Origin of the sequence: Vibrio sp. 10N.261.51.C6 (genome assembly GCF_041471785.1) — a bacterium.
GTDB classification, from domain to species: domain Bacteria; phylum Pseudomonadota; class Gammaproteobacteria; order Enterobacterales; family Vibrionaceae; genus Vibrio; species Vibrio crassostreae_C.
In genome coordinates, this window is sequence record NZ_JBFRPB010000011.1 from 1 (window position 1) to 13,218 (window position 13,218).

Genomic DNA, 13,218 nt, shown 5'->3' on the forward strand with positions numbered 1-13,218 from the left:
CCACTAGGAGCGGAGCCATCAGTCAGATTTGTTTCAGAAAGGGTTACGCTTGGAATAACGTCAATCGTAGGGTTATCACCATCAGTAATCGTCAGCGTTACGGTAGAAGTCAGAGAATCGTTATCGAAGTCACTTGAAGTCACCACAATCGACTTCACGATGTCTTCGCTCGTTGTGTGGTCTAAATTACGATTTGGCTCAAAGCGTACTTCTCCTCCAAGAGTGATATATAGCTCGCCTTCCGTGAAGCTAAATTGCTGTTCGCCTGAAATGCTTTGATCCAGTGTGTTTACGACACCGTCATAAGTAAACTGAGTGATTGTCGCGCCGTCAGCACTTTGCGTTGGCATCACATCGATCATATTGGTCGTTACAATACCACCAGCCAAATCAGCAACATTCGGTTCAACGATATCTAATGTGCCGTCTTGCATGATTTGAACATCATCACCGATGGTCACATTCAGTTGCGAAACCAATGAATCATCGCCGTCTGTGTCAACCGCATAAACAGGTAGATCGAAGCTCAGATCGTTATTATCTAAACCATCCGCATGGTCTAACGCTTCAAGCAAAGTAAAGGTATATTCGCCCAAAGCACTTGTAGAGAAAGCAATCGTGAATACAGGAACTTCAGCGTTCAAGCCATCAGTAATAAAGCCTATGTAAGTACCTGGATTAGCCGAATCTTCTTTAATCTCTACCGTAAACCCATTGGACGTCAGAGCACCACCGACATTGAACTCGGCTGGTTCAATACGGAAACTCGCCACATCATCACTGCCTGCAGTAAAGCTAACCGTCTCGGTAGCGCTGACCGCACTTCCGCTTGGAGAAGATCCATCAGCAAGGTTGGTTTCTGAGAGAGTAACAGGCGGGATCAAATCAATGATTGGATCTTGGCCGTCAGTGATACTTAGCTCAAGCGATGAAGTGTCAGTGTCTCCATCACCATCTTCAGCTAAAAACGAGAACTGTTTGACGAGAGTTTCACTGCTTGAGTGGTCGATATCACGAGCGACTTCAAAACTAAAATCGCCATTTAGTGAGATGGTTACAACACCCTCAGTAAAACTGAATGTTTGAACAGCATCTGGCAGCAAGCTCTGATCTAGTGAGTAATCAACACCATCATAGTTAAACGATTGAATTGTCGAGCCATCAGCGCCTTCGAAGTTGAACAGATTATACGAAACAATGGTATCGCCCGCTAAAGTCGGTTCCGTGACTGACTCAACTTTATCAACTAGCTCAACAACATCATCTGTGACATTAACGAGAATCTCTGCGGCTTCTGGTGTACTCGAACCGCCAGATAGTGCAGAACGATCTCCATCTGCATCAACGGCATAAATAGGCAGAGCAAAGGTCAACAACGCGTCTTCAGCACCTTGGTGAGAAAGCTCTTCGTACAGAGTGAATTCATAGTTCCCCAATGACGGACTATCAACTTTAACGTCAAAGACCGTAATTCGAGAACCATTGACTTCAACATAGCCTTCGTAAGTTCTTACACCGTTAGTTTCACCAATAAGCTCAAGCAATACGGCTTCGCCACTAGACGTTAAAGAACCAGCAGTATTAAACTCCGTCGGCTCAAGCTCGTAATGATCGATGATGTCGCTTTCGAAAATATCGGCAGTGATACTTCCGCTCCCCGCTACAGGCGCTGTTCCCTCTTGTGAGCCACCAATGATGCCTGCTTCATCGACACTAATACTGTCGACATTGGTAATAACTGGGCTATCGCCATCAGTGATAACAATATTGATGTTATTGGTTACGACATCTTGGTCAAAATCGGTAATCGTGATCGGTAAATCGAACGTCAGTGAATCGGTACCCACTTGTTCGATTGGATTAAATTGCTCGAATTTATAAGTACCATCGGTATCTAGCGAGATAGTAAGAACAACCTCACCTCGGCCTTGAATGGACAAAGTGATCGTTGTCCCATCATCAGATAGCCTTGCAAGCGTATTTTGATTATCGCTGAGCAACCCATCAAACTTGTCCAGTGCACCAGCATCAAATACAGCTGATTGAAGATTATCACTACCAATATTGGAGAACGTTCCTTCAATTGCTGCACTGCTAGTTTCTACGTTACTGATATTCACACTTTCAGCAGACGGATCGCCCCCATCAACCACGGCAACTTGCGCATTAATTGGTGTTGCTAATGGGTTTCCGGCGGTGTCTTCACCTTGAATATCAAAAGTGATGTTAATTTGATCGCCTGTATAGGAAACCTGACCGCCACCAACAGACGTTACGTGATCAATTGGTTGAGAAATCGTTGTGGTCAATGAAAGCTCAGCGTTGTTTCCAACACTAACAACATCGATGTCGATGCGTAATACTTCATCGGTGCCTTGAACACCAATGATAGAGTTCGTCGCCGCATCATAAGTAAACGTAACGGGTTGACCACTTGAAGTAATATCACTGTTTAGCTCTGTGAGTAGCGAAGCGAGAGACAGTGCTTCTGGAACAAAAGAATCAGGGGAGAGCGCTAAACTACCAGCAATGATAGTTTCTGTCGTCGTGATAGATTGAGGATAAGTATTATCAGATATCGAGCCTTCAGTAAGAGCTTCACTGATTGATTGGTCGCCTGATGAACGAGTGATCGACCTGAACTCTTCTCTGTCTTCATCAACCGTTTGTTCTGCTAGACCAGCGGTTTCAAAGAATGTCGATGGCTGAGTCTGTGTGTAGTTGTAATCAATAGTGACAAAGCCGGAGTTTGCAGAACCTTGTCCAGCACCAGCGGCCGTTGCCTCTAGGATTTGAGTCGGATCGGCACCACCTAAAATGGCTTCTTGAATTGCAGCAAGGTCGTCTTCGGTGAAGGTTTCTGCGTCCGCTTGCTGTAAGTCAAAATTAACCTCACCGGCTATTGGGGCGTCTACCCATGCAGCATTTTCATCAATACAACCGACACAATTCTCTGCAACTGGAATTGAATCATTCTGCACACCTAATACAAGTTCTGACTTGTTGGCCGTAATCACGATCTCATTTTCACGGATGATATCGCCAATTGAAATTTTTCTTGCGCTGCCGTCTGGCTTAACGACCACAACATGTCCACTAACTGCCTCAACTACAGCAACCTGGCGTGAAACTTCGATATCCATATATCCCCCGTAGTCACAAAACACTGCTCTCGAGCGCTGTGAAAATTATTGGTAATAACAATTTCAGGTTTCACTTGAATACATACTTAGCTCTCATCAATGACAATCCATTGTTACGCCTAACTGGCCTGAAATGAGAAAGTATTTCACCTGTTTTTTTATAGTTTACTTACTCTTAAGACTAGTCTTCCCCATAAAAAATGCCATGTCTGTGCTAAGAGGCGCCTTTTCACAAACCGAGGGATTCTTGTTGGAGTTTGAATAACTTAGTTAAAAGTTAGTATGGTATTGATTTATATGCAAATAAATTCACAATGTAATTACACCTCATTATTTATAATATATACAGCAATAAAGTTGATAAATCATTAGCAAATATGGGGTATTGATTGAGGCTTTCTATACGTCCACAGTAAAGCAGAAGTAATTACCATTTGTGAGACAATAACCAGAGGATAGGTGGTGGAGTTTGTATCAAAAACAATAAAATAAGTTGCATAAAATGTATATGTCGGAATTTTAACCAACTGATAAACAACAGCTCCCCTCTTCAATTTGGTCACAGGTTGTTTTCTGGAAGTGACAAAAAAAGCCCACTAAGTTGAAACTTAGTGGGCTTTAAAATCAGTATGTAGCGTTACGCTTTTAACAATCAAACACTATGATTTAGCGAGGCGATTTGCCGTCCAAACATAAAGCAGCTCAAGTGCGATAGTTGCACCAGCCAGTGCTGTAATCTCGCTTTGGTCATACGCTGGAGAAACTTCTACAACGTCCATACCAACCATGTTGATGCCCTGCAAACCACGGATAATTTTCAGAACTTTATCTGAATTCAAACCGCCGCATACCGGAGTACCTGTACCCGGAGCAAAAGCAGGATCCAGACAATCGATATCAAACGTTAGGTAAACTGGCTTATCACCAACAATGCCTTTCACTTGAGCAATGATCTCGTCCACGCTCATGTCGTTCGCTTGCATCGCGTTAATAACGTTAAAGCCGTGTCCTTCCTGCTTGTACTCTGTACGAACACCAATTTGCACTGAATGTTCAGGCGAAATTAAACCTTCATTTGGCGCATGGTAGAACATAGTACCGTGATCGTAACGACTGCCCTGACTGTAAGTGTCAGTGTGCGCGTCGAAGTGAATCAGAGCCATCTCACCGAACTTCTTGCCGTATGCTCTTAACAAAGGCAGTGTAATGAAGTGATCGCCACCTAATCCAAGCAATGTTTTACCGCTATTTAAAATCGCATCAGCCGCCGCTTCTAAACGTTGAGTTAGGTCTTCTGCATCACCGCAATCAAACACAAGGTCGCCAGCATCAATGACCGAGGTGTGTTCAAATACATTGAAGTCCCAAGGGAATTTTTTACCTTCCCACGCCAAGTTTACTGACGCACGACGAATCGCATCAGGTCCCATACGAGCACCCGGACGACCAGACGTCGCCATATCTAACGGCGCGCCCAACACAACCACATCAGCATCGTTATCAATTGGGTTCTGTACCAATGGACGACGCATAAACGTCATCGCATTGGAATACAGCGAGTAATCTGGTTTGGTAAATAGATCGTTCATTAAAAATCCTCAAGATAGGTGTAACCCATCAAGCCTTGCTCTAACTCTTCAAGTACGCTTTGCTGCTCTTGCGCTGGTACTTTCGCCGTTACTAATTCTTTGTAGTTCTGACGAATTAGATCCATATCGATATGAACGTAACGCATCATGTCTTCTACTGTGTCGCCTTCGTTGATGTAGTCAATGTTCGCTTCTCCGCTTTCATCAACATTCACCACAACACTGTGCGTATCACCAAATAGGTTATGCATATCGCCCAAGATCTCTTGGTACGCGCCTACTAGGAAGAAGCCCATTAGGTATGGTTCATCTGGGTTCCACGCTGGCACTGGCAATGTTGTTTCAATGCCTTGACCATCAACATACTGGTCAATCGTACCGTCAGAGTCACAAGTGATGTCCAACACCACAGCACGACGCTCATCCGCATTATCTAAACCGCTCAGTGGCAATACAGGGAACACCTGATCAATACCCCAAGCATCTGGCAATGACTGGAATAGTGAAAAGTTCACGAAGAACTTGTCCGCTAAACGCTCGCTCAACTCATCCAAAATTGGACGGTGGTAACGGTTCTTTGTGCTCATGCGAGTGCTAAGCTCGTAGTTAATACGCAAAGACATTTGCTCTGCCCAAGCACGATGCTGAAGATTCAGCATACCGGTCGCAAATTGGTTGTGCGCTTCTGCAATATCGCTCTGAGTGTCGTTATAGATCTCAATCAACGCACGGTCATCATTGCCCGCATCTAGCTCTAAGAAGTTCTTCCACATGTTGTTGAGCAACATTGGCGCGTCAGCTTCTGGAGCCGCCATGTCTTCCGGAGAATAGCTTTCTGTACCAATAACATTGGTTACAAGCACAGCGTGATGCGCTGTCAGTGAGCGACCAGATTCTGAAATGATCACAGGTTGTGGCTGATTGTAGAGCTTACAGATATCCCCTACTGTCATCACAATATTGCGAGCGTACTCAAGCAAGCCGTAGTTCATTGAGTTTGAAGATTGACTGCGTGTGCCGTCGTAATCAACCGCCAAACCACCACCAACATCTAAGTACTTCAATTGAGCACCGGTATCGCGCAGTTCACAGTAGAAACGAGCTGCTTCACTCACACCATTTCGCACATCACGAATATTCGCCATTTGCGAGCCAAGGTGGAAGTGTACTAGCTCTAGAACATCCAGCTGGTCTTCTGCTTTCAAGCGTTCAATAACGGTCAATACTTGTGATGCAGACAAACCGAATTTCGACTTCTCGCCACCACTTGCTTGCCATTTACCTGCACCTTGAGATGCAAGACGAATGCGTAAACCTAAACGAGGTTTCACGCCAAGCGCTTTCGCTTCAGAAAGAACAAGATCAAGCTCAGATAGCTTCTCTAGAACGATAAATACTTTATGACCCAGCTTTTCGCCAATAAGAGCAAGACGGATGTATTCTCTGTCTTTGTAACCGTTACACACGATCACCGAGCTCGCTTTTTGAGCCAGTGCCAATACCGCTAATAGTTCAGGCTTGCTGCCCGCCTCTAAACCAAGCTGCTTCTGCTCTAATTGAGCTTGGCTCGCTAAGATCTCGTCAACCACTTCTTTCTGTTGGTTAACTTTAATCGGGTAAACAAGTAGGTAACGGTTATCGTACTGATATTCGTCGATCGCTTGGTTGAATGCGTTACAGATATTGTGCACACGTTGATGCACGATTTGAGGAAAACGCACAAGAGCAGGTAAACCAATATTTCTTTGCTCTAACTGTTTTACGATCTTACTTAGTGGGACTTGATGATCCGTCTCGCTCGGTGAAACATACACCTCACCGTTATCATCAATTCCATAAAAACCTTGGCTCCAGTGCTTTACATTATACTCAGCACGGATGCGTTCCAAATTAACCGAATTTTCCAATTCTAGAGACCTCACACTATAGGGCCATCGACAGAAGATACCTCTTTGGAATAGCGAGGTATAACCCAACAAAAAGCGTTCAAAAACGATTTGTTGGCTGCATTAACCGATATTATTAAGATCGAGTCCAACCATTGATATTTGTGGTGACGATTACGTTTTTTTATCGACAGATCGACTTAAAATGACAGGTAAGGAATTACAAGGTTTTAGGGTAAAAAACAGGCTGAAGCGCATTAAATATAAAGCAATTTCTCACATTAAATTAGGGAGAAAAAATGTGCAGAAACCAAAAGATTTTTAGTAAATTGAGTGAGGTTAAGTCAGAGTTGTGACAAATATAAGCACTTCACAATCTGAACTCTCGCTATCACCAACACAGCTTGTGTCCCGCGATTCGATGCCGATAAACACTTCATTCTTCCTACTAGAACTCGCTCACTTCAATGTTGTAACCGCTCAATTTTTGAACTTTTCTCGCGCATATCTTGTATTCGGTTCAATCTTCTTGTAATTTTAACTGACCAACCAATCGGTCAGCCTTCGAATTTAGGGGATACTATGAGCCATAATCTAGACCTTGAACCAAACACGTCGAGCACCAACGACATGGATCAAATGTTCAACCGACAAAAAGATCACTACCGCAATAACGTTAATCCTACGCTTGAGCAGAGAAGAGAAAACCTCTCAGTATTAAAAGCGTTGTTAATGCGCTATCAAGAGCAATTGATTGAGGCAGTATCTGAAGATTATGGCCATCGAGCAAAGCACGACAGCTTGATTGCTGATATCACCCCTTCTCTTCACCAGATCAATTACAGCGTGAAGAACCTTAAGAAGTGGTTGAAGCCATCGCGCCGCAAAGCTGGTTTGATGCTAACGCCAGCAAAGATCACGGTTCATTATCAACCTGTGGGCGTTGTGGGCATCATTGTTCCTTGGAACTTCCCAGTCATGCTCTCTTTAGGCCCTCTGATCACAGCGTTAGCAGCGGGCAACACGGCGATGCTCAAGATGTCGGAGTTTACTCCAGCGACCAACCGAGTTTTAAAAGCGATGTTGGCCGAAGGCTTTAGTGAAGATCAGGTTGCGATTATCGAAGGCGAAGCTGACGTTTCCGCTAAATTTAGCCAACTGCCGTTTGACCATATCCTTTTCACAGGCTCAACCGCTGTGGGTAAACACGTTATGAGAGCAGCGGCTAACAACTTAACACCAGTTACCTTGGAATTAGGCGGCAAATCTCCAACCATCATTGCCCCTGACTTTGATGTAGCTGACGCTGTTGAACGTATCTTGTTTGCCAAGAGTCTAAACGCTGGCCAGATATGTGTAGCGCCTGATTACATCTTATTGCCGCGAGAAAAATCAGACGAGTTCATCACAGCCTATAAGCGTTATTTCAAGAAGCTTTATAAAGCCGGTATTGAGAGCAAAGACTTAACCTCAGTGATCAACATGCGCCAATACAATCGCTTGAAAGGTGTCATTGAAGACGCACAAGCCAAAGGCGCGGTTATTCACACGGTAACCGAACAAGCACAAGACGATGTAAACCACAGAATGACGCCGCACCTTCTCACCGAAGTGAACGATGAGATGCTCGCGATGCAAGAAGAGCTGTTTGGTCCTGTTTTGCCTATCGTGCCTTATGATTCCATCGAAGAAGCAATCAATTACATCACAGAGAGAGAACGCCCACTGGCTCTGTACCTAATGAGCCATAATAAAGAAACCCAAGACAAGCTTTTATCAGACACGCACTCTGGCGGCGTGTGTATTAATGATTCTTTGGTGCATGTGGCTGCAGAAGACGCACCATTCGGTGGCATCGGCCCTTCAGGCATGGGACACTATCACGGCATTGAGGGCTTCAAGACCCTTAGCCATGCCAAAACCGTTCTAAGTAGAGGAAAAATCAACTTCACCAAGTTAATGCATCCTCCTTACAACAACCCAATCAAGAAACTGATGTTCAAAGTACTCAATAGATGATCACCAAAAGACAAAAAATCCTAGATGCTGCACTCTTGCTATTCTCTCAACAGGGGCTAGAGGGCACATCTACTGGACAAATAGCGAAAACAGCTGGTGTGGCGAAAGCGACGCTGTTCCACCACTTCGAAAACAAATCTCTATTGATTGATGAACTGTTTCGCGAGCTGAAGTTAGAGCTATTCTCGACCCTTCAACCGCACACTGATGTGGCAGTAGAAGATCGCTACCAAGCCTTTAAGTTCATGTGGTTCTCAGGGATTGAGTGGGCATTAGAGAATCCAGTTGCGATGAAGTTCTTCACCAATGTTCATTTCGACCCAACGACTCAAACTCGAGAAATGATTGTTTCACAGATGTTCGCATCGTTAGACGAGATCATTTTGAAAGGGCAACAAGATGGTGAATTGATGGTGTTGGACATTAACCTTGTTAGACACTTCATTCATAGCCACTTTCTGATTTGTGCAAACTGGCTGATTGAACAAAGCGAGTCTCCACCAGAGCAAACATCGAAGTACATCAACGATAGCTTTGATATGTGTTGGCGCGCCGTTGGTGGGCAAACCAAGTAGCTTTAAGCCCAAGGCCCTAAGCTCTAAGCTCTAAGCTCTAAGCTCTAAACCCAAAGATATAAGTTCTAGACTCAACTGATTTCCAATAATGATCACTAAAGCGCCACAAAGGCGCTTTAATTATTTGAACACAATTTAATCACTTGGACATCGACTCAAAGCAGATATTGGCGTCAGCTTTACGTGAATACCAAGGAGCTTTTATCTTAGTCAGTCATGACTTGGATTTTGTTGAGGAGGTCGGCGTTAGCCAAAATCGTATTCAGCTTTAACCTTGATATCAACAGCCACTGAGCGTAGATAGGCGAGTATTGTTGCGGATACTCGCCTTTCTCGGTTGAGACAAGTAAACTACGCGCCTCGAACATCTATTCATAAGGCTAAGGTTTGCATACTCTAGAACAATTAAAATCAGGGCAACTTAAAGGTATTAAGCGTCTAAAACTATCAGAAGGTCTCACAGAGTTCCCTCTAGAAATCATAGAGCTTGCAGATTCTCTTGAGATCCTAGACCTTTCAGGTAATCAGCTGTCAGACCTACCAGCCGAGTTATCAAAGCTAACTAACCTGCGTATTATCTTCGCGTCGAATAACCTGTTTACGCACCTGCCTGATGTTCTAGGGTCACTTCCTAAGCTCGAAATGGTTGGCTTCAAAACCAACCAAATCAAAACCGTTAGCGAACAATCTCTGCCGACTCAACTACGTTGGTTAATCCTGACCGACAATGAGATTGAGGCCCTGCCTAGCTCACTAGGTGAAAGACCGCGACTACAGAAACTGGCATTGGCGGGTAACAAGATTCGCGTGTTACCAGAAAGCATGGAAAACCTATCCAACCTTGAGCTAGTTCGCCTGTCTGCAAACCAGTTGACTGAATTCCCAGAGTTCCTTATCAAGCTACCAAAACTGGCTTGGTTAGCGTTTGCGGGTAACCCGTTTTGCAAACACCCTAGCAGCTTAGATAGCGTGCCTGCGGTTAGCTCTCAAAGCTATTCACTGAATCAAGTACTTGGCCAAGGCGCATCTGGCGTGATCTCGCATGCAAGCTGGCTAAACAGCGACTTCGATTTTCCACAGGAAGTGGCGGTTAAAGTGTTTAAAGGCGAAGTCACCAGTGACGGCTACCCACATGATGAACTGGAAGCGTGCTTGCAGGCTGGACACCATAACAACTTGGTAAAATCTATCGCCCAAGTAGAGGAACAAGATTACCTAGCTTTGGTGATGGAACTCATTCCAAACAGCTACTACAACCTAGGGCTACCACCAACACTCGAGACTTGCACGCGTGATACTTTCCCAGAAGGTTTCGAACTTTCAATTGCTCAAATCAATAGCATTACAGAGCAGATGATTGATGTGTTTGAACACCTTCATGCCAATAAAGTCTCTCATGGTGATCTATACGCTCACAACACTTTAGTGAACGAACAAGGTCAGATGATCTTTGGTGACTTTGGCGCTGCGACTATCTACGGCTACCTAACTGAAGAACATCAACAAGGTATTCGCCGAATTGAAGCACGTGCATTGAAGTACTTTATTGAAGACCTACTGACGATTTGTGCAAAGCAAGATCAAGACAGCGAGCTTTATACTCGATTGGCGAACTTCGAAGCTTAATAGAAGTATTCAGTCAGATTGAAGACAACAAAGCCAACATCACTGTTGGCTTTTTTATATGCTAATTAAACGAACCAGCGTTTAGCTTTCAACTTGAACAAGCTTCAAGTACGAATGCAGCTCTCCGCTCTTATACTCAACCGCAGAGTGAATATTAAGGTCAGCACGAGCCACAACAGCAAACTGGTAGCAGTTCTCACCCTTCAGAATCTCGACGTGTAACAAACCGTCTTTTAGTTGCCACTGCCCTGTTGTTTCAAATCGGTCGAACAAACGATATTCAATCAAAGAACCGTCAGCATTGAAGTGCACTTCAGTGATGTAACCGCCGGGACAGCTCTTCACCCAAACTCGATTCTCGATATCACTGACAATGAAGTCACGCTTGGTATCACGCCACGCTAGAAAGCCTTCGCTATCATAAAGAGCAATGTCGAGATCAGTTCTAGAGATTAACGGCTGCTCATTTTGCTCACGACAATAAAGTTGAAGCAAAATTTGCTGAACTGTTTCGCTCTGTAATTCACTCATTGTGGCTTCCCTTTATCATTGCTCTGCGTTAGACGCAGTATTGATCAACAAATTCTATTTAAAGCGGGCTACACAAGCTCGTAAGAAACCACATACAGTTGAGAGATACCCGGGTAGATATCTTGAATCACGTCTTTCAGTACTTGCAGCGTCATGTTCTCTTGCTGAGCATGGAACTCACCTAAGTCATCAAACAAAATTGGCTCAACGCTGATGATCTTAAGATTACAGAACACACGGTCTTGCTCTAGCGTCGATACTTCCACAACACTGCCTGGCTGGTAGTCTCGCTCAGATTCATCACGAATAGTAATCGTCTTCTTGCCAGATAGGATGTCAGTTTCAAAACGTTCGAAGAACGTCATAGTGGTCGGTGCGGTCATTTATTTCGGTCGCTTTACATTTAAAGGTTAGGTAAATGTTTATATACCAGAATGCGTGTTCAAGCGAATAAAAATTAGATGCGAGATGCGAGATGCGAGATGCGAGATGCGAGATGCGAGATGCGAGATGCGAGAGAGTATGGCAAAGCCAAATTACAGGCAATAAAAAAGGAGAACCGAAGTTCTCCTTTTCTTAAACCTTTAAGCTAACTCTAAATTATAGAGATGCTTTCGCTTTTTCAACTAGAACAGCAAATGCTGCTTTGTCGAATACTGCGATGTCAGCAAGAATCTTACGGTCGATCTCGATAGATGCTTTCTTTAGGCCATTGATGAAACGGCTGTAAGATAGACCATTTTGACGAGATGCCGCGTTGATACGTGCAATCCAAAGTTGACGGAATTGACGTTTCTTGTTGCGACGGTCACGGTAAGCGTATTGACCAGCTTTGGTAACTGCTTGGAAAGCTACGCGGTAAACACGTGAACGTGCTCCGTAGTAACCTTTAGCTTGTTTTAGAACTTTCTTATGACGTGCACGAGCTTGTACACCACGTTTTACGCGAGGCATTATGCTTCTCCTAAACTAAACGAATTTATAAACTAAAAAGAATTAAGCGTATGGCATCATACGTAGAACTTGAGCAACTTCACATTTAGGAAGGATCGAGTTCGGACGTAGCTGACGCTTGTTCTTAGTAGTACGCTTAGTCAGGATGTGACGTTTACCAGCGTGCTTAAACTTAATACCACCAGCAGTTTTCTGGAAACGCTTAGCAGCACCTTTGTTGGTTTTCATCTTAGGCATGATGAATAACTCCGCATTGTTGAGTTGTTAATAACATAGTAATTAGGGCGAATAAAACCCCGCAACCTGAGGCTGCAGGGTTCAATTACTTGCAAAGCCGTTAATTACTTCTTTTTAGGGGCCAACACCATGATCATCTGGCGACCTTCAATTCTCGTTGGGAAAGATTCGACTACTGCAAATTCTTCAGTATCCGCTTTCAAACGATTAAGAACGTCAACACCGATTTCTTGGTGAGCCATTTCGCGGCCACGGAAGCGAATTGTTACCTTCACTTTGTTGCCGTCTTCTAGGAAACCAGTCAGGTTGCGTAGTTTTACCTGATAGTCTCCAATATCAGTTCCAGGTCGGAATTTAATTTCCTTGATCTGAACCTGCTTTTGCTTCTTCTTCTGCTCTTTCGCAGCTTTGCTCTTCTCGAAGAGGAACTTACCGTAGTCCATCACACGACAAACTGGCGGCTCGGCGTTAGGGCTGATCTCTACAAGATCCATACCAGCTTCATTTGCAGCTTCCATCGCTTCAGCGATTGATACTACACCAACAGCTTCGCCGTCTGCGCCAGTTAGACGCACTTCACGAACGCCACGAATGTCACCGTTTAAACGGTGCTGGTTTTGTTTGGCCGGTTGTTGGCCACGTCTTCCGCCTTTAATAG

Annotated in this window: 11 protein-coding genes; 3 read left to right on the forward strand and 8 right to left on the reverse strand. The window is 44.3% G+C overall.

Features of this window, described 5'->3' with window-relative positions; genetic code table 11:
• The 3 genes from AB4375_RS02545 to speA all read right to left on the reverse strand — a co-directional run.
• A partial coding sequence (locus AB4375_RS02545) for a retention module-containing protein (RefSeq protein ID WP_372050964.1) occupies positions 1-3,143 on the reverse strand: 3,143 nt, incomplete at its 3' end.
• A 659-nt stretch (positions 3,144-3,802) separates the two neighbouring features.
• Positions 3,803-4,732 (reverse strand): agmatinase, encoded by a 930-nt coding sequence (gene speB / locus AB4375_RS02550; protein WP_017070225.1) that lies wholly within the window; start codon positions 4,730-4,732, stop codon positions 3,803-3,805.
• Entirely contained in the window at positions 4,732-6,639 is a 1,908-nt protein-coding gene (speA, locus tag AB4375_RS02555; protein WP_372050966.1) for an arginine decarboxylase, read from the reverse strand. The genes speB and speA overlap by 1 nt, the downstream gene beginning before the upstream one ends.
• 561 nt (positions 6,640-7,200) lie before the next feature.
• Between speA and AB4375_RS02560 the strand changes: the two genes are divergently transcribed.
• The 3 genes from AB4375_RS02560 (at position 7,201) to AB4375_RS02570 (ending at position 10,838) form a co-directional block, all read left to right on the forward strand.
• Entirely contained in the window at positions 7,201-8,637 is a 1,437-nt protein-coding gene (locus tag AB4375_RS02560; RefSeq protein ID WP_372050967.1) for a coniferyl aldehyde dehydrogenase, read from the forward strand.
• A complete protein-coding gene (locus AB4375_RS02565; RefSeq protein ID WP_017070228.1) occupies positions 8,634-9,212 on the forward strand; it encodes a TetR/AcrR family transcriptional regulator in 579 nt (192 codons plus the stop codon). The genes AB4375_RS02560 and AB4375_RS02565 overlap by 4 nt, the downstream gene beginning before the upstream one ends.
• A gap of 387 nt (positions 9,213-9,599) precedes the next feature.
• Positions 9,600-10,838, forward strand: coding sequence for a leucine-rich repeat-containing protein kinase family protein (locus tag AB4375_RS02570; RefSeq protein ID WP_372050968.1), 1,239 nt, complete (start codon positions 9,600-9,602; stop codon positions 10,836-10,838).
• Positions 10,839-10,919: 81 nt separating this feature from the next.
• On the opposite strand, the gene AB4375_RS02575 is transcribed toward AB4375_RS02570, so the two are convergent.
• The 5 genes from AB4375_RS02575 to infC all read right to left on the reverse strand — a co-directional run bounded on the left by AB4375_RS02575 (position 10,920) and on the right by infC (position 13,216).
• Positions 10,920-11,369 (reverse strand): hypothetical protein, encoded by a 450-nt coding sequence (locus AB4375_RS02575; RefSeq protein ID WP_372050969.1) that lies wholly within the window; start codon positions 11,367-11,369, stop codon positions 10,920-10,922.
• 68 nt (positions 11,370-11,437) lie between these two features.
• On the reverse strand, positions 11,438-11,752 hold the full coding sequence (yqfB, locus tag AB4375_RS02580) for a N(4)-acetylcytidine aminohydrolase (RefSeq protein WP_017063603.1): 315 nt from the start codon (positions 11,750-11,752) through the stop codon (positions 11,438-11,440).
• Between the two features lie 217 nt (positions 11,753-11,969).
• A complete protein-coding gene (gene rplT, locus AB4375_RS02585) occupies positions 11,970-12,323 on the reverse strand; it encodes a 50S ribosomal protein L20 (RefSeq protein WP_004733517.1) in 354 nt (117 codons plus the stop codon).
• Positions 12,324-12,365: 42 nt separating this feature from the next.
• The gene (rpmI, locus tag AB4375_RS02590; RefSeq protein ID WP_004738430.1) at positions 12,366-12,560 is read right to left on the reverse strand and encodes a 50S ribosomal protein L35; all 195 of its coding nucleotides are present in this window, start codon (positions 12,558-12,560) and stop codon (positions 12,366-12,368) included.
• 104 nt (positions 12,561-12,664) lie between these two features.
• Complete coding sequence (gene infC, locus AB4375_RS02595; RefSeq protein ID WP_076654893.1) at positions 12,665-13,216, reverse strand: translation initiation factor IF-3; 552 nt, start codon at positions 13,214-13,216, stop codon at positions 12,665-12,667.
• Positions 13,217-13,218: the final 2 nt, after the last annotated feature.

Bases quoted from the DNA above. Each gene is read 5' to 3' on its own strand.
- speB (WP_017070225.1), bottom strand. From the start codon at position 4,732: ATGAACGATCTATTTACCAAACCAGATTACTCGCTGTATTCCAATGCG.
- AB4375_RS02560 (WP_372050967.1), top strand. From the start codon at position 7,201: ATGAGCCATAATCTAGACCTTGAACCAAACACGTCGAGCACCAACGAC.
- AB4375_RS02565 (WP_017070228.1), top strand. From the start codon at position 8,634: ATGATCACCAAAAGACAAAAAATCCTAGATGCTGCACTCTTGCTATTC.
- AB4375_RS02575 (WP_372050969.1), bottom strand. From the start codon at position 11,369: ATGAGTGAATTACAGAGCGAAACAGTTCAGCAAATTTTGCTTCAACTT.
- yqfB (WP_017063603.1), bottom strand. From the start codon at position 11,752: ATGACCGCACCGACCACTATGACGTTCTTCGAACGTTTTGAAACTGAC.
- rplT (WP_004733517.1), bottom strand. From the start codon at position 12,323: ATGCCTCGCGTAAAACGTGGTGTACAAGCTCGTGCACGTCATAAGAAA.
- rpmI (WP_004738430.1), bottom strand. From the start codon at position 12,560: ATGCCTAAGATGAAAACCAACAAAGGTGCTGCTAAGCGTTTCCAGAAA.